At 62.5% G+C, this 19937-nt stretch carries 20 protein-coding genes; 14 read left to right on the forward strand and 6 right to left on the reverse strand.

Annotated elements, in window-relative coordinates; all coding sequences use genetic code 11:
- Window positions 1-76 precede the first annotated feature (76 nt).
- Both QTL56_RS20030 and QTL56_RS20035 read left to right on the forward strand, forming a co-directional pair.
- Window positions 77-667, forward strand: coding sequence for a F0F1 ATP synthase subunit B (locus tag QTL56_RS20030; RefSeq protein WP_229572859.1), 591 nt, complete (start codon window positions 77-79; stop codon window positions 665-667).
- 5 nt (window positions 668-672) lie between these two features.
- A complete protein-coding gene (locus tag QTL56_RS20035) occupies window positions 673-1152 on the forward strand; it encodes a F0F1 ATP synthase subunit B (RefSeq protein WP_229572858.1) in 480 nt (159 codons plus the stop codon).
- Window positions 1153-1392: 240 nt separating this feature from the next.
- On the opposite strand, the gene rnhB is transcribed toward QTL56_RS20035, so the two are convergent.
- Both rnhB and QTL56_RS20045 read right to left on the reverse strand, forming a co-directional pair.
- Entirely contained in the window at window positions 1393-2076 is a 684-nt protein-coding gene (gene rnhB, locus QTL56_RS20040; RefSeq protein ID WP_245135122.1) for a ribonuclease HII, read from the reverse strand.
- Between the two features lie 143 nt (window positions 2077-2219).
- Entirely contained in the window at window positions 2220-3377 is a 1158-nt protein-coding gene (locus tag QTL56_RS20045) for a PA0069 family radical SAM protein (protein WP_229572856.1), read from the reverse strand.
- Window positions 3378-3507: 130 nt separating this feature from the next.
- On the opposite strand from QTL56_RS20045, the gene QTL56_RS20050 reads away from it, so the two are divergent.
- A complete protein-coding gene (locus tag QTL56_RS20050) occupies window positions 3508-4029 on the forward strand; it encodes a glycosyltransferase family protein (RefSeq protein WP_229572855.1) in 522 nt (173 codons plus the stop codon).
- Here the strand turns inward: QTL56_RS20050 and moaB are convergent, their stop codons facing one another.
- The 4 genes from moaB to QTL56_RS20070 all read right to left on the reverse strand — a co-directional run bounded on the left by moaB (window position 4030) and on the right by QTL56_RS20070 (window position 8428).
- Window positions 4030-4578 (reverse strand): molybdenum cofactor biosynthesis protein B, encoded by a 549-nt coding sequence (gene moaB / locus QTL56_RS20055; RefSeq protein WP_245135124.1) that lies wholly within the window; start codon window positions 4576-4578, stop codon window positions 4030-4032. It lies immediately after the preceding gene.
- The gene (locus tag QTL56_RS20060) at window positions 4579-5475 is read right to left on the reverse strand and encodes a 4-(cytidine 5'-diphospho)-2-C-methyl-D-erythritol kinase (protein ID WP_245135126.1); all 897 of its coding nucleotides are present in this window, start codon (window positions 5473-5475) and stop codon (window positions 4579-4581) included. It lies immediately after the preceding gene.
- A 5-nt stretch (window positions 5476-5480) separates the two neighbouring features.
- On the reverse strand, window positions 5481-7292 hold the full coding sequence (locus tag QTL56_RS20065) for a tetratricopeptide repeat protein (RefSeq protein ID WP_245135128.1): 1812 nt from the start codon (window positions 7290-7292) through the stop codon (window positions 5481-5483).
- Between the two features lie 119 nt (window positions 7293-7411).
- Complete coding sequence (locus tag QTL56_RS20070) at window positions 7412-8428, reverse strand: polyprenyl synthetase family protein (RefSeq protein ID WP_229572851.1); 1017 nt, start codon at window positions 8426-8428, stop codon at window positions 7412-7414.
- A 126-nt stretch (window positions 8429-8554) separates the two neighbouring features.
- On the opposite strand from QTL56_RS20070, the gene QTL56_RS20075 reads away from it, so the two are divergent.
- From QTL56_RS20075 to glyS, 11 genes are all read left to right on the forward strand, one after another.
- Window positions 8555-8785 carry a putative signal transducing protein gene (locus QTL56_RS20075; RefSeq protein ID WP_112240894.1) on the forward strand — a complete coding sequence of 77 codons (231 nt, stop codon included), beginning with the start codon at window positions 8555-8557 and terminating at the stop codon, window positions 8783-8785.
- 35 nt (window positions 8786-8820) lie between these two features.
- Window positions 8821-9597: a tRNA1(Val) (adenine(37)-N6)-methyltransferase gene (locus tag QTL56_RS20080; protein ID WP_245135508.1), complete on the forward strand. Its 777-nt coding sequence runs from the start codon at window positions 8821-8823 to the stop codon at window positions 9595-9597.
- Window positions 9598-9690: 93 nt separating this feature from the next.
- Window positions 9691-10554, forward strand: coding sequence for a S49 family peptidase (locus tag QTL56_RS20085; RefSeq protein ID WP_245135130.1), 864 nt, complete (start codon window positions 9691-9693; stop codon window positions 10552-10554).
- 36 nt (window positions 10555-10590) lie between these two features.
- Window positions 10591-10788: a hypothetical protein gene (locus QTL56_RS20090; protein WP_229572848.1), complete on the forward strand. Its 198-nt coding sequence runs from the start codon at window positions 10591-10593 to the stop codon at window positions 10786-10788.
- Between the two features lie 137 nt (window positions 10789-10925).
- Complete coding sequence (locus QTL56_RS20095; RefSeq protein WP_245135132.1) at window positions 10926-12065, forward strand: sensor histidine kinase; 1140 nt, start codon at window positions 10926-10928, stop codon at window positions 12063-12065.
- Window positions 12066-12214: 149 nt separating this feature from the next.
- Window positions 12215-13147: a glycine--tRNA ligase subunit alpha gene (locus QTL56_RS20100; protein ID WP_245135511.1), complete on the forward strand. Its 933-nt coding sequence runs from the start codon at window positions 12215-12217 to the stop codon at window positions 13145-13147.
- 103 nt (window positions 13148-13250) lie between these two features.
- Window positions 13251-13802 (forward strand): LemA family protein, encoded by a 552-nt coding sequence (locus tag QTL56_RS20105; protein ID WP_229572846.1) that lies wholly within the window; start codon window positions 13251-13253, stop codon window positions 13800-13802.
- Between the two features lie 37 nt (window positions 13803-13839).
- Window positions 13840-15105: a 3-phosphoshikimate 1-carboxyvinyltransferase gene (gene aroA / locus QTL56_RS20110; protein WP_245135134.1), complete on the forward strand. Its 1266-nt coding sequence runs from the start codon at window positions 13840-13842 to the stop codon at window positions 15103-15105.
- Complete coding sequence (locus QTL56_RS20115) at window positions 15102-17036, forward strand: DUF2207 domain-containing protein (RefSeq protein ID WP_245135136.1); 1935 nt, start codon at window positions 15102-15104, stop codon at window positions 17034-17036. Before aroA ends, QTL56_RS20115 begins: the two co-directional genes overlap by 4 nt.
- A gap of 9 nt (window positions 17037-17045) precedes the next feature.
- The gene (locus QTL56_RS20120; protein WP_245135138.1) at window positions 17046-17609 is read left to right on the forward strand and encodes a hypothetical protein; all 564 of its coding nucleotides are present in this window, start codon (window positions 17046-17048) and stop codon (window positions 17607-17609) included.
- Window positions 17610-17733: 124 nt separating this feature from the next.
- Window positions 17734-19887 (forward strand): glycine--tRNA ligase subunit beta, encoded by a 2154-nt coding sequence (gene glyS / locus QTL56_RS20125; protein WP_245135139.1) that lies wholly within the window; start codon window positions 17734-17736, stop codon window positions 19885-19887.
- Window positions 19888-19937 lie beyond the last annotated feature (50 nt).

The raw sequence follows: 19937 nt of genomic DNA on the forward strand, positions 1-19937 counted from the left end.
GCTGGAGTTTGAGATCACGGCGCGCCGACAAGGACGCCGTGATCTCGTGCATCTGAGCATACACCTGGAGGTGAGCATGTTTGTGACCCCCGCCTTTGCAGAGGAAACTCCGGCAGAAGGCCAGCTTCACACCGAGACCGGCGTGGCCCAAGACGCGGGACATGGCGGCGGCGTGTTCCCGCCGTTCGATTTCTCGACCTATCCGTCGCAGCTTCTGTGGCTGGTGATTACCTTCGGCGTGTTCTACAGGCTCATGCAGAAGGTCATCGTTCCGCGCGTCGGCGGCATTCTCGAAAATCGTCACGACCGCATCGCTCAGGATCTCGACGAGGCTGCTCGTCTGAAGTCCGAAGCGGATGCTGCCATTGAAACATACGAGCGCGAGCTGACCGCGGCCAAGGCGAAAGCCGGCCAGATCGCGTCTGCCGCCCGTGATGCGTCCAAGGCCAAGGCCGACGCCGAGCGCGCTGCCATCGAAGCGGAACTCTCCGCAAAGATCGCTGCCGCCGAAAGCCGCATCGCTGACATTAAGGCCCGCGCATTCGCTGAAGTCGACACGATCGCCATCGACACTGTCGGCACGATCGTCGAAGAACTCATCGGTGCCAAGTCGACCGCAGCCGACATCAAGGCTGCCGTGTCCGGCATCGCCAAGCAGGGAGCCTGAGCACCATGGACGCAACATTTTGGGCATTCGTTGGTCTCATCCTGTTTCTCGTTCTCGTGGCCTACCTGAAGGTTCCGGGCATGATGGCCAAGGCCCTCGACGAGCGCGCGGACAAGATCCGCGACGAACTCGCCGAAGCCAAGCGCCTGCGCGAAGAGGCCCAGCACGTGCTGGCCGAATATCAGCGCAAGCGCAAGGAAGCCGAAGCCGAGGCAGCCTCGATCGTTGCTGCAGCCGAGCGCGAGGCCGCAGCCCTCACGGCTGAAGCCAAGCAGAAGACCGAGGAATTCGTGACCCGCCGCAACGCGCTTTCCGAGCAGAAGATCAAGCAGGCCGAAACCGAAGCCGTGAACGCCGTTCGCGCTGCGGCCGTCGATCTCGCGATTGCCGCTGCCGAGAAGGTGCTTGCCAAGAAGGCCGACGAGGGTGTTCAGCAGACGCTGTTCAAGGCCTCTGTTGCAGAGGTTAAGTCGCGTCTGAACTGAGTTCGGCCGACAAGCCTGCGAAGGCAGTCTGATTATTGACGCCCCGATCGGTTCGCCCGGTCGGGGCGTTTTCGTTTGCGAGGACAAGGGATGAAAACCTTCCGGCTTTCGTCTCTTGCACTGGACGTGCTTGGCGCAGGCGGCTGCCGCCCACCTGTACGGATGCCGACGGTCTGCTCGACCGAAGATCGTCCATGAGGGTTCAGGCTATCCTCTTGCAGCTGCAGGCCGGATGCTGAGTCAGTCGCGCTGGGGACCCGCTTCATCGATCACTGTCGCCTTGAGGGGGCGAAAGCTCATGCGGTGCAGCGGACAGGGGCCGTGTGTGACGAGGGCGGTACGATGACGGTCGGTGCCGTAGCCGGCATGAACTTCGAAGCCATAATCAGGATAGACGATGCCGGCCCGTACCATCATGCGATCGCGCATGACCTTGGCGATGATCGAGGCGGCTGCGATCGAGACCGAACGCGCATCGCCCTTCACCACCGCTTCGCCGGTACAGGTAAGCCCCATGGGAACATCGCGCCCGTCGGCCAGGACATGGCGTGCCTCGAGGCCCAGACCGGCGACGGCCCGTCGCATGGCATCGAGGCTGGCTTTGCGGATGTCAATGATGTCGATCCGTTTCGGCGATGAGGAGGCGATGGAGACGGTGGCCAGGGAAAGGATCCGCTCATACAGCACTTCGCGCTGGGCGGCGGACAGCTTCTTCGAATCGTTCAGGCCCTCGGGAATGCGCTTCGGATCGAGAATGACGGCGGCCGCCACCACAGGGCCGGCCAGTGGCCCTCGGCCGGCCTCGTCCGTGCCGGCCACCGGCCACAGCAAACGCTTCCTGGCCCGGTTCTCCAGCGAGAAGTCCGGCACAAGCGGCAGGTCGGGAAAGAGGCCAGGAGAATCGGGTGGCGTGCGCTTTTTCATGCGGCTGAAATCGCACGCGCACCCGACCTCCTGCAAGTCCCCGGTCCCGATCGCCGATCATGGCGACAGGGGCGGCTTACCAGGGACAACATCCGGTGCGAGGCGGCGGACAACAGCACCGGAACTGAAAAAATCAAACAGTGTCAGAGCAGCGAGAGCTGCACTCCGTCGCTGTTGGGCGAAACGAACATGTCTTCCCGAAGCTGCAGGCTGCGGCGCATCAGGCCGAGCCGTTTGGTCGCCATTTCGAACCGGCGGCTGATCTGCCAGGCATAGGGACCGGCCCCCTTCATCCGCTTGCCGAACTCGGCGTCGTAATCCTTGCCGTCGCGCATGGAGCGCACCAGCGACATCACATGCCGATAGCGGTCAGGATAGTTCTGCAGCAGCCAGTCACGAAACAGCGGGCTCACCTCCAGCGGCAGGCGCAAAAGAACATAACTCGCCTCGGAAGCGCCGGCGGCCTTGCCGCTGTCGAGAATACGCTCGATCTCGTGGTCGTTGAGAGCCGGAATAACCGGCGCCATCATCACCGCAACGGGAATGCCGGCCTCAGACAGAGCCTTGATCGCCTCAAGCCGCTTGGCTGGCGTCGAGGCTCTCGGCTCCATGGTCCGCGCCAGCTTCCGGTCAAGCGTCGTCACGGAAATGCCGACCTTGGCCAGACCACGCTTTGCCATCGACGCCAGAATGTCGAGATCCCGCAGGATGAGAGAGGACTTCGTGACGATCACGACGGGATGGTTCGCCTTGTCCAGCACTTCGAGGATCTGCCGCATGATGCGCCATTCCCGCTCGATCGGCTGATAGGGATCGGTATTGGTGCCGATCGCGATCGGCTTAACCTTGTAACCCGGCTTCGACAGCTCGCGTTCCAGCAGCCGCGGCGCATCCGGCTTGGCAAACAGCTTGGCCTCGAAGTCGAGACCGGCAGACAAGCCCATATAGCTGTGCGTCGGCCGGGCGAAGCAGTAGATGCAGCCATGCTCGCAGCCCCGGTAGGGATTGATCGAGCGGTCGAAGGGGATATCGGGCGAGTCGTTGCGGGTGATCACCGTGCGGGGCTTTTCGACCTGCACCTCTGTCTTGAAGGGCGGCATGTCTTCGAGCGTCTGCCAGCCATCGTCGAAGGCAACACGCTCCTGGGTCTCGAACCGACCGGCCGGGTTGATCCCGGCCGCACGGCCGCGCCGACGGTCGATCTCGATCCGCATTCCGGAGGCGCTCATCAGCGCATCGGCAATATCTGCCGTATTGCCAGGCTGGAAGGCAGCCTGGCTCGCAAGAGACAGCTCGTTCATGTTTGCTCCTCACGGGTTTGGCGACCCCGCTCAATGACTATATTCCTACCGCGGAAAAGAGAACAATGCAAGAACAAACTTGAGAAAACTGACTGTGGCAAAACTTTGTGCAATGCGGTAGATATAGGCAATGCTGACAGTCATCATGGAATGCCACGATCAGGAGCCCGAACTCGCACAGACCTTGTCGGTGCTGGTGGCGGGTGCGGTGGAAGGTCTTGTCAGCGACGTCATCGTGCTGGATCACGGCTCGCGCGATGGTTCATCCATCGTTGCGGATGCGGCCGGTTGCCGCTTTTACCAGCAATGGGACATGAAGGAATTGCTGGCGACGGCGCGTGGCGAATGGCTGCTGCTGATCGAGCCCGGTGCCCGTCTGGGCCTCGGCTGGGTGGATGAAGTCGCGGAATATGTCGCCCTCAACAAGGCGCCGGCCAGGTTTTCCGAAGCGCGCCGGTACCGGCTGCCTTTCTATCGCCGTCTGACGCGCAGCCGTCAGCTTCTGGAAAACGGCCTGCTGATCCCGAAGCGTCAGGCCCTTGGTCTGGCGGGTGAGGGCAGGGAACTGCTGCAACTGGCCAGAGGCCACAAGCCCCGCCGTCTCGCTTCCGAGATCATTCCTTCCTGGGTCGCCCGTGAAGCACGCCGCTGATCAGTTCTGGCCGCGTCTCAGATGTTCGTCCAGCCGCGGCATGATCTCCACGAAATTGCAGGGCATGTGCCGATAGTCGAGTTGCAGCTTGATGATGCCGTCCCAGGCATCCTTGCAGGCGCCGGGAGAGCCCGGCAGGACGAAGATGAATGTAGCGTTGGCCACGCCGCCGGTCGCTCGCGACTGGATCGTCGACGTCCCGATCTTGTCGTAGGAAATCCGGTGAAAGACTTCCGAGAAGCCGTCCATGCGCTTCTCGAACAGGGGCTCCAGCGCTTCAGGCGTCACGTCACGGCCCGTAAAGCCGGTCCCACCCGTGGTGATCACCACGTCGATTTCGCTCTGCTTGGTCCAGGCCTCGACCTGATCGCGGATCGCCAGCCTGTCGTCCTTCACGATGGCGCGTGCAATCAGACGATGGCCGGCCTCCTCGATCCGCCCCACCAGCGTATCGCCCGACTTGTCGTCGGCGTGGCCACGCGTGTCGGATACCGTCAGCACGGCGATGCCGACGGGAATGAAGGGGCGGTTTTCGTCGATTCGGCTCATTCAGGCCTCTCCCGGAACGGTGCGCGTCAAGAGCACATACCAGTTCGGCCGATAGGCGGAAAGCGCGAGCGCCGCCTTCATGGCGCCAGCCTCGGTCTCGTAGAGCCCGAAACAGGTGGCTCCGGAGCCTGACATGCGCGCGATACCGGCAAGGCTTTGGCCCAGAAGATCGCAGGCCTCTGCAATCTCGGGCACCAGCGCTTCCGCCACCGGCTGCAGATCATTGCGCAGGGGCGCGAGCGAACGCAGCCAGTCCGTAACATCGATGACGCCCGGGACCTCGCCAATGGGGGGATTGTCGCGCCGCGTCAGGTTCCGGAAGATATCCGGCGTGGACACCGGCTTCAGCGGGTTGACCAGCACCAGCGGCACGGAAGGCATTGCCACCTTCTCGATGGTTTCGCCGATCCCCCGCGCACGCAGTGGCACCGAGGCGAGACACATCGGCACGTCGGCCCCGAGCTGCAATGCGATCTGTTGCAGCGTCGCCTGCGGCAGCTCCGCCTTCCAGAGCCTGAGCAATCCCCGAAAGGTCGCAGCCGCATCCGCCGACCCGCCGCCGATGCCCGAAGCGATCGGCAGGCTCTTGTCGAGGGTAATCGAGACGGGCCCGTGCGGCTGACCGGCGTCGGCAAGCGCTGCCCGCAGCAGGTCGCGTGCCTTCAAGACCATGTTGTCGTCACCGGAGAGTTCGCCGCCGAAGCGACCGAGAAGACGGAATTCGTCCTTCTGCGAAGCCTCGAACGCCAATTCGTCCCCGTCCTCGGCAAAAGTGACGAGACTGTCCAGCAGATGATAGCCGTCGGCCCGTCGGCCCGTCACATGCAGAGCGAGGTTGATCTTGGCCGGGGCAGTCTCGATGACGCGCTCCGGCCGGTGCTCTGCAACAGGCTTCATGCGGATCAGGTCTTCTTGTCGTCTTTCTTGGGCTCTTCGGCCGGATTGGCCTCGACCTTGGCCGCATCCGATTCGATCGGCGGCAGGCCCTTGTTGATCTTGGCCTGGATCTTCGGCACCTCTGCCTCTTCAGGCTCGGATGCCAGCGCACGCTTCCACTGATACGTGGCTTCCAGTTTGCGGCCCACGCGCCAATAGGCGTCGCCCAGATGGTCGTTGATCGTCGCGTCGCCTGCGCGCAGCTCGATCGCCCGTTCCAGTTCCACCACCGCCTCATCGAAACGGCCGAGGCGATAATAGGCCCAGCCGAGCGAATCGACGATGTAGCCGTCATCGGGGCGCAGTTCGACGGCCTTCTTGATCATCTCCAGGCCTTCCTGAAGATTGCGGTTCATGTCGACCCAGGAATAGCCGAGATAATTGAGAACCTGCGGCTGGTCGGGATTGAGTTCCAGCGCCTTGCTGAAGTTCGGCTCCGCCTTGTCCCACTTCTTCAGCCGTTCATAGGCGATGCCGCGCTGGAAGTAGACCGACCAGTGGTTCCGCGCCGGCGTCTGGCCGATGATCTCGATGGCCTTGTCGTAATTGTCGGCCATCGCGCCGTAGTCCTTGGAATCGGACAACACGCTGCCATAGGCCAGATAACTGCGGACATCATTCGGGTCGGAAGCAATCAGTCCCTGAAGGTGTTCGCGCGCTTCCTTCACCTTGCCGGTCTCCGCCAGCGTCAGGCCGAGCTGCAGCTCGGAAATGCGCCGCATCGGCGAGGTCTCGGGCACCTGCCGGTAGAAGGCGATCGCCTTTTCCGGCTGCTTGGCATTTTCGGCAATGCCGCCGAGCAGAACCAGTGTGTCGGCCGCATCCTTGTCCAGCGCATGCGAGAGCTGGAGATAGAGCATGACAGTGTCTTCGGCGCCTTCGCGATTGAGGGCCCCGCCGATCGAGAAGAGCACGCCGGCCGCACCCTGTACGGCATTGGCGACGATGGGATCCGGTTGGCGTCCGGCCTCGATCTCGTCACGCAGCGCCTTGAACGGTGCAAAATTGGTGATCAGTTCATCGCCGGCCGCCAGCGCATCAAGCGCCTTCTGCTTGTTGCCGGCACCAGCTTCGAGTGTGGAGAGCGCCATGACTGCCCGGGCGAATGTGTCAGGAGCTGTCGCCCCGCCGTTGCGGTCCGTCACCGTGTCCGTGAGCGCCTTGCGGGCGGCATCGATGTCGCCGGTCTGCGCGGCGATGACGCCGGCATTGTAGTTGCGGAAGATGCCGTACCAGCTGGGGCCGTCGAGCTCTTGCACGAGCTTCAGCGCTTCCTTGCCCTTGCCGTCGCCGACCATGGCCCAGGCAATGAGAAGCTGGTTCATCAGCCGGTCGAGATCGTTCGGGCCTTCATACTTGAAGTGCTTCAGGGCATCCGAATAGTCGCCATCCCGGATGGCCCGGAAGCCGAGCGCGACCGAGGTCACCCGCTCGACGGCCGGATCGCTTTCCAGCGTCTTGGCGAGGTCGGCCCCTTCGTCGAACTCCCCGTTCATGAACAGCGCGATCATCAGTCGCTGTTGCAGTTCGAGTTCATTCGGGGTGAATTCCAGCGCCTTCTTGTAGAACTTCACCGCATTCGGATAGTCGCGGTCAGTCTCTGCCGTGCGCGCGGCCAGGAATGCGCCGGCGTAGGAATCGACGCCCTGGATGTCGAAGCTCTCCGAGCCGGCCTGATCTGGGGCAGAGGAGGCTGACGCGAACTGTCCGTGCGAGACGCTCAGGAGCAGCGCCAGCGCTGTGCTGGCGAGAGTGCGAAGGGCGGGGCTTTGCCGCATGACGAGCCTTTCAAGAACCGGGGTTCGATCGCTGATGCCCGGGACCGGGCAATCAGCAATGATTCATGGACAGAATGGCTTTTTTGAAGCAGCCCCGCAAGGCGATCACGGGATCTGCGTCAATTCACACGGGAAATGCAGAAATCGATCACGTCGTTCAGGGCGCTCTTCCATGGCGTTTCCGGCAACGGGGCAAGAGCGTCCCGCGCGATCGTGCCATAATGTTGCGCCCGCTGGATCGTATCCGAAAGGGCGCCATACTTGCTGATCAGGCCGAGTGCCTTTTCCAGCCTGACATCGTCGTTCTGGCCGCCTTCGATCGACTCTTTCCAGAATTGGCGATCGGCAGCCGTGCCCCGGCGGTAGGAGAGGATGACCGGCAGCGTGATCTTGCCTTCGCGGAAATCGTCGCCGACATTCTTGCCGGTTTCGGCAGCCTTGCCGCCGTAGTCCAGCACATCGTCGACCAGCTGGAAGGCAAGGCCGAGATTCATGCCATAGGATTTCAGTGCGCTGCGGGTCGCCCGGTCGGTGCCGGCGACGATCGGGCCGACTTCGGCTGCTGCCGCAAAGAGCGCTGCCGTCTTGGCGCGAATGACGGCGAGATAGTCATCTTCCGTCGTTTCCATGTTCTTGGCGACGGAAAGCTGCAGCACCTCGCCTTCGGCAATCACACAGGCCGCCGTCGAGAGAACGTCGAGCGCGTCGATCGATCCGACCTCGACCATCATGCGAAACGCCTGGCCGAGCAGGAAGTCGCCGACCAGCACGCTTGCCTGATTGCCCCAGATGGTGCGGGCCGTGGACTTGCCGCGGCGAAGATCGCTTTCGTCCACCACGTCATCATGCAGAAGCGTTGCCGTATGCATGAATTCGACCGAGGTCGCGAGCTTGATGTGGTGATCCCCTTCATAGCCGAACATCGCAGCGGTCGCGAGCGTCAGCATGGGGCGCAGGCGTTTGCCGCCGGACGAGATCAGGTGGTTGGCCACCTCCGGAATCATCTGCACATCAGAGCCGGCCTTCGACAGGATCAGCTGGTTGACGCGCTCCATGCCGCTTTTCGTCAGGTCCACCAGAGGCTTGACGGATGCCTGTTTGTTTTTGCTTTCCTCAAGCGGTATGACTACGCCCAACGCACCGGACTCCTGTTCAGTTTGGTCGCCGACAATAAAAAGCCGGGAAGGCCACGGCAAGGGGCGAATTGCCTCGGCTGGCGGCTGGAACACGGTTTTACCCGTTAACAGTGAGTTCTGAATTCGATGCATGAGATCATTCGCAGCAACGACGTCGTCCTGCTGTCTTTCGCCGAAAGCCTGATGCGCGACGCCGGCATCGCCTCGATGATCGCCGATCAGTCGATGAGCATCCTGGAAGGGTCGCTCGGAATGCTCCAGCGGCGCCTGTTGGTCGATGCCGATTGCATCGATCAGGCCCGCCGCATCCTCACCGATGCCGGCCTCGGTGCGGAACTGCGCGACCACGATATGTGAGCGCCATGGTCGAAGCGTCTGACAGCAACGCCGACATGACCGTCCAGGAAAGCGTTGACGCCTTTCACCGGGGGCGGTTCCATCTCGTGCAGCCGGCCGGCCATGGCCATCGTGCCGGCATGGACGCCATGTTGCTCGCCTCGCTCGTCGCCGACAACCGTGTGGTCCGTGTCGCCGATCTCGGCGCCGGAGCCGGTGCAGCCGGTCTCGCTGTTGCCTCGCGCCTGCCAAAGGCCAGCGTGGTTCTCGTCGAGCGCTCTCCGGATATGGCGGGTTTCGCGCGCAAGAGCCTCGCTTTGCAAGACAATGCCGAATTGGCGACGCGCGCCGAAGTGCTGGAGACGGATGTCACCTTGACGGGCCATGCACGGGTGGCAGCCGGCCTCGTCGATAACACCTTCCACCATGTCATCATGAACCCGCCCTTCAACGATCCCGGTGATCGAAGGACGCCGGATGTCCTGAAGGCCGAGGCCCATGCGATGACGGAGAACCTGTTCGAAAGCTGGATACGCACGGCGGCCGCAATTGCGATGTCCGGCGGCCAGCTTTCCCTGATCGCGCGGCCCCAGTCGATTGCCGAAATCATCGCCGCCTGCGGTCGTCGCTTCGGCGGCCTCGAGATCACGGCGATCCATCCACGCGAAGGGGAAAATGCCACCCGGATCCTCGTGACGGGTGTCAAGGGATCGCGCGCCCGTCTGCAGATGCGCGCGCCTCTCCTGATGCATGACCGACCTGACAGTCATGCCTTCGCGCCCCTTGTGGACAGCCTGAACAACGGTCGCGCCGGTTATTCGCGTTTGCGTTGAGAGCTTTGATTTTTCGCCGGAACCATTGTGTTCGGCCCTTGGCTCCTTACATCTCGTCTCAGATTGAAGATCGTAAGGAGTTGAAACGCGACAATGGCAGACTTTCTGAAACGGCTGGTTCCCAAGCGCTTCCAGAGGAAGGGCGTCGTCATTCCGGTCGTCAGGCTGCACGGGCCGATCATGAGCGGCGGTTCGCGCTTTCGCCCCGCATTGAATCTCTCCTCGATCGCCGGTCAGCTGGAAAAGGCCTTCTCCATGAAGGACAGCCCGGCCGTGGCACTCTCGATCAATTCGCCCGGCGGCTCTCCCGTCCAGTCGCGCATGATCTACGACCGTATCCGGGCGCTTGCCGAAGAGAAGAACAAGCACGTGCTCGTCTTCATCGAGGACGTCGCGGCCTCCGGCGGCTACATGATCGCCATCGCCGGCGACGAGATCATTGCTGACGCAACCTCCATCGTCGGCTCGATCGGCGTCGTTTCCGGTGGCTTCGGTTTTCCCGAACTCCTCAAGAAAATCGGTGTTGAACGCCGCGTCTATACCGCAGGCGAAAACAAGGTGATTCTCGATCCCTTCCAGCCGGAGAAGGAAAGCGACATTGAATATCTGAAGACCCTCCAGCTGGAGATCCACGAGATCTTCATCGACATGGTCAAGGCGCGCCGTGGCGCGTTGCTCGCCGACGACCCGACCTTGTTCTCGGGCCTGTTCTGGACCGGTCGCAAGGGGCTGGATCTCGGGCTTGTCGATCGCCTCGGCGGCATGCGCGAGGAGATCAAGACACGCTATGGCAAGGATGCCCGGCTCGAACTCATCGGCGCGCAAAAAGGTCTCTTCGGCCGCCGCGCCCCCGGTATTGGTGCCTTCGGGTCGGTTGACCAGATCGCGGTTCAGGCCGTCGCCGGTCTTGCAGAGACGCTTGAGGAAAAGGCACTATGGGGCCGCTACGGTCTCTGACCGAAGCGCGATTCGAAGGCGGATGGGCGAGGGGACATGGCGCAGCTGATATTTCTGACGATTCTGGTCGGTGGCGCCTGGTTGCTCTACCGCCGGTTTGTCGCTGATGCGGAAAAGCTGGCGGCGAAATCGCGCGCCGAAGAAAAGGAGCGTCAGAACGAGGCCATTGGCACGCTCATTCAGGACCCGGAAACGGGCGAGTATCGACCCCGCCGCGCGGACGATGAGATTTGACCGCGACCTGCTTGTCGCACGGGATCCACTTGCCCGGGGTGTTCTGACGAAAAATTCGATCTCTCGATGTGTTGGAGGGAACAATTTTCGAGATGGTGCTTTTAAGTCGCTGTCATACAGTGTGACGCGGGAGTTTGATGAGGTACGGCGAGGAATTCCTGGGCGTCGAATGCGGCGTCGCACGCCACTTGAACGAGGTGGACTGGGCGGCAACTTCCCTTGGTCCGGTCGATGGCTGGTCACTCTCCCTGAAGGCCGTCATACGCACGGCCCTGTCTTCCCGCCAGCCCATGTCCTTCTGGTGGGGCGAAGACCTGCTGCAATTTCACAACGATTCCTATGCGCCCATGTTGGGCAATCGAGTCAATCACTCGATCGGCAGGCCTTTTCGCGAGGTCTGGCCCGATGTCTGGGATGCCGTCTATCCTTTTATCCAGATGGCACTTTCCGGTAAGGGAACCTGGCAGGAAAACATGCCGCTGGTCATGAGGCGCAACGGTTATGACGAACAGACCTACTGGACCTTTTCCTACAGCCCTCTCTACGACGATGATGGTCGCATCGCCGGACTTCTGAATACGGTGACCGAGACCACTCAGGCGGTGGCGGACCGCAAGGCGCTGGAAGAGGCCTATCGCGATGCCCAGAAGCATCTGGTCGAGCGTGCTGGATATGAAGACGAACTCAGGCTTCTCAACCGCGAGCTTGCCCACCGGATGAAGAACACGCTGTCCATGGTGCAGGCCATTGTCAGCCAGAGCCTCCGCAACGCAACGTCACTGACAGATGCCAGTGCCATCATCGCCGCCCGCATCCAGACCCTGGCGAAGGCGCAGGACGTGCTCACCGGCATGAGCGTCACAGCTGCCGAGATCTCCGCCATCACCAATGCGGCACTCGCCCCCCATCAGGATGGCGCTGACCGCATCCACCTTGACGGCCCGCGCGTATACCTGTCCGCCCAGCAGGCCCTCGGCCTGTCGCTGGCCGTCCACGAACTGGCCACCAACGCGACGAAATACGGCGCCCTTTCGGTGCCGCAGGGACGTGTGGACATAACCTGGTCTCATCATCTCGGCGACGACTTCACTTTCGACTGGCGTGAAAGCCGAGGGCCGCATGTCTTACAACCGACCCGCCGTGGCTTCGGCTCACGCCTGACGGAGCGCATCGTCTCCGATCTCTTCAAGGGCCAGGCGAAAATCGATTTCGCGCCTGATGGCGTCGTCTTCTCGCTGGTCGGCAAGCTGCACCAGGTGGCGGACCTCGACCATTGAGGCGGCCGATACAGGTGCTGGCATTTCGGCCTGTTGAAGCGTCCCGGCAGCGGAGGTGCTTGACCCTTACCTCCGCTCATGGCACCAGACGGGCCGCAACATGAGCCAAGCCGATGGATAGCCCGATGACCACGCCCCTTGCCCCGCACATGGACCCCAAGCGTTCCTTTCAGGCGCTGATCCTGACGCTGCACGCCTATTGGGCCGACAAGGGCTGCGCCGTGCTTCAGCCCTACGACATGGAAGTCGGCGCCGGCACGTTCCATCCGGCGACCACGCTGCGTGCTTTGGGGCCCAGGCCCTGGCGTGCGGCTTATGTCCAGCCCTCGCGCCGTCCGTCCGATGGCCGCTACGGCGAAAACCCGAACCGCTTGCAGCACTACTATCAGTATCAGGTCATCCTGAAGCCGAACCCGTCGAACCTGCAGGAACTCTATCTCGGTTCGCTGAAGGCAATCGGGCTGGACCCGCTGCTGCATGACATCCGTTTCGTGGAAGACGACTGGGAAAGCCCGACGCTCGGCGCCTGGGGCCTCGGCTGGGAATGCTGGTGTGACGGCATGGAAGTCTCGCAGTTCACCTACTTCCAGGCCGTCTGCGGCATCGACTGCTCGCCGGTCGCGGGCGAACTGACCTACGGCCTTGAGCGTCTTGCCATGTATGTCCAGGGCGTCGACAATGTCTACGACCTCAACTTCAACGGCCGCGAAGGCGAAGAAAAGATCTCCTATGGCGACGTCTTCCTGCAAGCCGAGCAGGAATATTCCCGCCACAACTTCGAATTCGCCAACACCGAGATGCTGCATCGCCATTTCATCGATGCCGAAAAGGAATGCCAGGCCCTGCTCGCCGCCGGCGCCCCCGCCGACCCGGAAAACCAGCGCCTGCACAAATGCGTCTTCCCGGCCTATGACCAGTGCATCAAGGCGTCCCACATCTTCAACCTGCTCGACGCCCGTGGCGTAATCTCGGTGACAGAACGCCAGGCCTATATCGGCCGCGTCCGCGCGCTGGCGAAAAGCTGCGGCGAGGCATTCCTGCTGACCGATGCCGGTGGCGTGAATTTCGGCAAGGCGGCTTGACGGTTTTTCCCGTCGAAATGGTCTGAACCCGGTGCGAGATGGCCATGACTTTCTCGCGATGAACCGCTAACGTGCGGCCATATCAGCTGGGAGCCCGCCATTCATGTTCACGACACTGGCCATTATCGCCGCCATCGGTGCCTATCTCGTCTTCGTCTACAACGGCCTCGTCAAGGCCCGGCAGATGGCGGAAGAGGCCTGGTCCGGCATCGACGTGCAGCTCAAGCGCCGCGCCGATCTGATCCCCAACCTGATCGAGACGGTCAAGGGTTACGCCGGCCACGAAAAGGGCACGCTCGAAAGTGTCATCGAACTGCGCAACAAGGCTCAGGCCGTACCGTCAGGTGATGTGGCCGGCCGCGCTGCCGCCGAAGGTCTGCTGGGTGCTGCCCTCGGCAAGATTGTCGCCCTTGCCGAAGCCTATCCGGACCTGAAGGCCAATGAGAATTTCGTCGAGCTGCAGAAGTCGCTGGAAACCATTGAAGGCGAGATCCAGATGTCCCGCCGATATTACAATGGTGCCGCCCGTGATCTGAACGTCAAGGTCGAGAGCTTCCCTTCCAATCTCGTTGCCGGCCAGTTCGGCTTCTCGAAGAAACCCTATTTCGAGATTGCCAACGAGGCCGACCGTGCGGTACCGACGGTCAAGTTCTGACGTCCTTTTGGCGGACGCCACAGTAGAGACCGGGATCATGACGACTGACAGTGTAACCATCCTTCCGCCCACCCATGCCTTGACCGGCAGGGTGAGCCCTCCAGGTTCGAAATCCATCACCAATCGCGCCCTGCTGCTTGCCGGCCTTGCGAAAGGCACGAGCCGCCTGACCGGCGCCCTCAAAAGCGACGACACGCGCTATATGGCCGAAGCCCTTCGCCAGATGGGCGTGACCGTCGAGGAGCCGGATGCCACCACCTTCGTCGTCAGCAGCACCGGCGAGCTGAAGGCGCCTGCCGCCCCGCTTTTCCTCGGCAATGCCGGAACCGCCACCCGCTTCCTGACGGCAGCGCTGGCGCTGGGACACGGCCGCTACATCGTCGATGGTGACGAACACATGCGCAAGCGGCCGATCAAGCCGCTGGTCGAGGCGTTGCAGTCGCTCGGTGTCGCCATCGCCGCCCCCTCGGGATGCCCACCGGTCGCCATCGATGCCAAGGGTGCCTTCGGGAAGAACCACGTCGTCATCGATGCCGGCCTCTCCAGTCAATATGTCTCGGCGCTGCTGATGGCCGCCGCCTGCGCCGCCGAGCCCTTCGAGATCGAACTTGCCGGTGCCGATATCGGCGCCCGCGGATACATTGACCTGACACTCTCCGCCATGCGCGCCTTTGGCGCACGGGTCGAGCAGCCGACGCCGGCCTCCTGGCGCATCGAGCCGACGGGTTATACCGCGACCGATTTCCACATCGAACCGGATGCCTCCGCCGCCACCTATCTCTGGGGCGCGGAAGTGCTGACCAGGGGCCAGATCGACATCGGCACGCCCTCTGCCGATTTCACCCAGCCCGATGCCAAGGCCTATGACGTGATCGCGCAGTTCCCGAACATGCCCGCCGTCATCGACGGCAGCCAGATGCAGGACGCGATCCCGACGATCGCCGTGCTCGCCGCCTTCAACGAGACGCCGGTGCGTTTCGTCGGTATCGAGAACCTGCGCGTCAAGGAATGCGACCGCATCCGCGCCGTCTCGACGGGCCTCAACGCCATCCGCCAGGGCCTGGCGAAGGAAGAGGGCGACGATCTTCTCGTTTTCGCCGATCCGTCGCTGGCCGGCCAGTCTTTGCCGGCTGATATCGACACCTTCGCCGATCATCGCATCGCCATGAGCTTTGCGCTGGCCGGCCTGAAGATCCGCGACATCACCATCCTCGACTCCGGCTGCGTGGCCAAGACCTATCCCGGCTACTGGGATGCGCTGGCCTCGCTCGGCGTCGATCTCGTCAGGAACGCCCCCAAATGACAATGCTCCTTCGCCTGTGCCCCGCTTTGCTTCTCGTTCTCTGGATGGCATGCGGCGCGCAGGCCGAGGAAGTCATCCGCGACTACCACGCCGACATCACCGTCCTTCCCGATGCTACGATCGAGGTGACGGAAACGATCACCGTCAATGCCGAGGGCAATGACATCAAGCGCGGCATTTTTCGCGATTTCCCGCTCTATGCCGTCGATCAGAATGGCTTTCGCCGGCAGGTCGATTTCGACCTGATCTCGGTCGAACGGGACGGCCAGCCGGAAGACCATCACACCGAAAGTGTAACCGGCGGTATCCGCATCTATACCGGCTCGGCCGAGGTCTTCCTCGAGCCCGGCGAATTCACCTACGCGATCACCTATCGCACCGGTCGCCAGATCCGCTATTTCGACGACCACGACGAACTCTACTGGAACGTCACCGGCAATGGCTGGATGTTCCCGATCGAGCAGGCAAGCGCCAGTGTAACGCTGCCGGACGGTGCGGTGCCGACGCGAACAGCCGTCTACACCGGCCCGATGGGATCCACGGCCCAGAATGCCCGCGAGATGCCCGGCTCGGACGGTCTGGAATTCCAGACAACACGGCCGCTTGGCCCCGGGGAGGGGCTGACCATCGTGCTCGGCTTCGACAAGGGCCTGGTCGCAGCGCCATCGGCTGAGGACGGCTTCTGGTGGTTCCTGCGCGACAATCTCAACTTGATCATCGCTCTGGGTGGCCTGATCGTCGTTTCGCTCTACTATCTGCGCTCCTGGTTCGCCGTTGGCCGCGATCCCGCGAGGGGTGTCGTCGTGCCGCGCTGGGATGCCCCTGACGGTATCTCCCCGGCGCTGGTCAACTACATCGAGAACAAGGGCTTTTCTGGCGGTGGCTGGACGGCGCTCTCGGCCTCGGCGCTTGATCTCGCCGTCAAGGGCTATGTCGAACTCGATGATCTCGACGCCGGCATCACCATCCGCCGCACCAAGAAGCCTGTCGACGGCAGGCTCGAATCCGGCCAGGCCCTGTTGATCAGGGAAATCCCGTCTGCGGGTGACGAACTCGTCATCGACAAGGAGAACGGCAAGCGTGTCCAGAGCGTGGGGTCCGCCTTCCGTCAGGCGATCGAGAAGGAGCACCGCGACAAGTACTACAAGGGCAATGCCGGCTATATCGGTTTCGGTATCGGCCTGTCCGTCGTCATCATTCTCGCACTCTTCATCTTCGGTTCGCTGGACGAAGACGTCTATGCCATGATGCTGGTCCCCACCTTCTTCGCCATTTTCTTCGGAAGCTTCACCGTCGGGCTCGTCAAGATGTTCCAGCGCGGCCGCTCGCTCTTCACCAAGATCATCTCCATTCTGGCGCTTGCATTCATCGGTTTCGTCGCCCTGTCGACCATGGGGCTGATGCTGATCTCCATGTGGATGGATCTCGAACAGACCCACCAGATCCCGGTATTGCTGGCGTTCGGCGGCATCCTGCTGGTCAATTTCCTGTTCCTCTTCCTGATGGGCGCGCCCACGCCACTCGGTCGCAAGCTGATGGACGGCATCGAGGGCCTGCGCATCTATCTGACGCTGGCCGAAAAGGACCGGATGAACATGGCCGGAGCCCCGACCATGTCGCCCAGCCATTTCGAAAAACTTCTGCCCTACGCCGTGGCGCTCGGCGTTGAAAAGCCCTGGTCGCGAACCTTCGAAACCTGGCTTGCAACCGCTGCCGCCGGAGCCGCATCCGCGGCCTATGCTCCGGCTTGGTATCACGGCAACAATCCGGGCGGATTTGGCGGTCGCATCGGCGGGTTCTCGTCGTCAATGGCCTCCACCATTGCCTCCACCATTCCCGCTCCGCCGCCTTCCAGTTCGTCCTCCTCTTCAGGCTTCTCCGGCGGATCCTCGGGCGGCGGCGGTGGAGGTGGCGGCGGGGGAGGGTGGTAGCACTGGATTATGTCTGACCCGAGCAGCAAGACAGATCGGATACTGGCGTTTGTAGGCCTCGGCCTGACAGTCGCGCTGATCCTGCTCTTCTTTCGCAGCGATGCATTCTTTGACTGGGCCTTTGAACGCCACCAGAACACCGCGTCCTGGCTCGTGCGCCCGTTGCTTATTCTGCCGCTTTGCTATTCAGCCTGGCGCCGCACGGCCGCAGGTGTTTCCTTCAGCCTTCTGGCCATCCTGAGCTCAATGTTCTGGTTCCCGGCACCACCAGAGGCGCGCCCCGATGTCGTTGCCTTTCTGGAGATGGAGCGGGCGGTTTTGCGCGGTGGCTGGACAACTTCCAACATTCTCGGACTGATTGCGGTTCTGTCCTACGGGGTCGCCATCGTCACCGCTTTCTGGCTGCGCTCGTGGCGGGTCGGTTTCGCTGTCGCGCTGGCAGGCGCGGCCATAAAGATTGCCTGGAGCCTGGCTGCAAGCCCCGACGCCGGGCAGGCGGTGGTGCCCTATGGCGTTGGCGGGGCAATTGTGCTTGCGCTTGCCATTTTCCTGTTGCGCCGCCGGATGCGGTAACGACCGCCGGGGGGCGGTCGCAAACCTCGCCCTTTGCGGTTTTTCCTGCAAATGGGATGACAACCGCTCTGGGCCTTGCTAAGCCGCGCCACGCGCTTTTTCCACTCAGCCAAGCAGAAGACCCATGCCCGATTTACTGCTCGAACTCCGCTCCGAAGAAATCCCTGCCCGCATGCAGCGCAAGGCGGCCGGCGATCTGAAGAAGATGGTCACTGATGCGCTGGTCGACGCGGGTCTCACCTATGAAGGTGCGCGCGAATACTGGACGCCGCGCCGCCTGACGCTCGACATCCGCGGCCTCACCGCCCGGTCGGCCGACGTCAAGGAAGAGAAGAAGGGTCCGAGTGTTTCTGCGCCGCAAGGCGCGATCGACGGCTTCCTGCGTGGTGCCGGCCTCACCTCCATTGACCAGGCCATCGTCAAGACCGATCCGAAGAAGGGCGATTTCTATGTCGCCTACATGGAAAAGCCCGGTCGGGCTGCCGAAGAGATCATCGCCGGTGTGATGCCGGGCATCATCAAGACCTTCCCCTGGCCCAAATCGATGCGCTCGGGCTTTGCCTCCATGCCCAAGGGCTCCGGCTATGGCGGCATCGAAGGCAAGGGTATGGAAAGCCTGCGCTGGGTCCGCCCGCTGCAGTCGATCGTCTGCACCTTCGGTCCCGAGCATGACGAAGTCCAGATCATCCCCTTCGAGATCGATGGTATCGTGGCGGGGAACGTTACCTATGGCCACCGCTTCCATGCGCCGGAGGCCATCACCGTCAAGCGCTTCGACGACTACGTGACCAATCTGGAGCGTGCCAAGGTCATCCTCGATGCCGAGCGTCGCAAGGACATGATCCTGCACGATGCCCGCGACATCGCTTTTGCCAATGGGCTGGAACTGGTCGAGGACGAGGGCCTGCTGGAGGAAGTCTCCGGCCTCGTCGAATGGCCGCAGGTTCTGCTTGGCACCTTCGAAGAGGACTACCTCTCGATCCCGGCCGAGATCATCCGGCTGACCATCAAGACCAACCAGAAGTGTTTCGTCGTGCGCCCGCAAGGCGAGACTGACACGCTCTCCAACCATTTCATCCTGATCTCCAACATCCAGGCCACCGATGGCGGCCGCGAGATCATGCATGGCAATGGCAAGGTCGTGCGCGCCCGCCTGTCGGATGCCCTCCACTTCTGGAAGCGCGACCAGAGCGACCTGCCGGACCTCAACACGCTGAAGGTCTCTGCCGCCAAGTTCGACCTCGACCTGAAGAAGCCGCTCGACCAGCGCATGGCCAAGCTTGATGCGTTGAACGTCACCTTCCATGCCAAGCTCGGCACACAGGGTGAGCGCGTCGCCCGCATCCGCGAACTCGCCAAGGTACTGGCTCCGATCGTTGGCGCAGACGTCGCCCTCATCGACCGCGCCGTGGTGCTGGCAAAAGCCGATCTGCGCACCGAAGCCGTCGGCGAATTCCCCGAACTCCAGGGCGCCATGGGCCGCAAATATGCAGCTCTGCAGGGTGAAGATGCCTCCGTTGCTGCCGCGATCGAAGACCACTGGAAGCCGAACGGCCCCTCGGATCGCCTGCCCGAAGACAAGGTCGGCCTGACCGTGGCGCTCGCCGACAAGCTGGATACGCTTACCGGTTTCTGGGCCATCGACGAAAAGCCGACCGGTTCCAAGGATCCTTACGCCCTGCGCCGTGCGGCACTCGGCGTTGTGCGCATGATTTTGGAGAAAGGTATTCGTCTACCGCTGGCGTCCGTCGCCAAGGATGCCGACCTCCTCTCCTTCTTCCACGACCGCCTGAAGGTCTATCTGCGCGACCAGGGCGCACGCCACGACATCATCGATGCCGTGCTGACGCCAGATGCCGACGACCTGCTGATGGTCGCCCGCAAGGCCGAAGCCCTGACCGCCTTCATCACCTCGGAAGACGGGCTGAACCTTCTGGCCGGCACCAAGCGCGCCACCCAGCTGCTGGCTGCCGAAGAGAAGAAGGGCACTGTCGTCGCCGATGGCGTCTCGGAAGCGCTCTTGAGACTCGACGCCGAAAAGGCGCTCTTCGCCGCCATCCAGTCGGCGTCGAAATCGGCGGCTGACGCAGTCGCCGCAGAAGACTTCCGCTCCGCCATGCAGGCCCTCTCGACCCTGCGCAGCCCGGTCGACAAATTCTTCGAGGATGTCCTGGTCAACGATGAGGACGCCGCCATCCGCGCCAACCGTCTGGCGCTTTTGAAGGCGATCCGTGAGGCGACCGCGACGGTCGCAGACTTCTCCAAGATCACAGGCTGATGTTCTGAGACCCCGCTTTCGCGGGGTCTTTCGTTTCCAGCGACCCGTTT

The organism is Peteryoungia algae (genome assembly GCF_030369675.1).
In the GTDB taxonomy this organism is placed as follows: domain Bacteria; phylum Pseudomonadota; class Alphaproteobacteria; order Rhizobiales; family Rhizobiaceae; genus Allorhizobium; species Allorhizobium algae.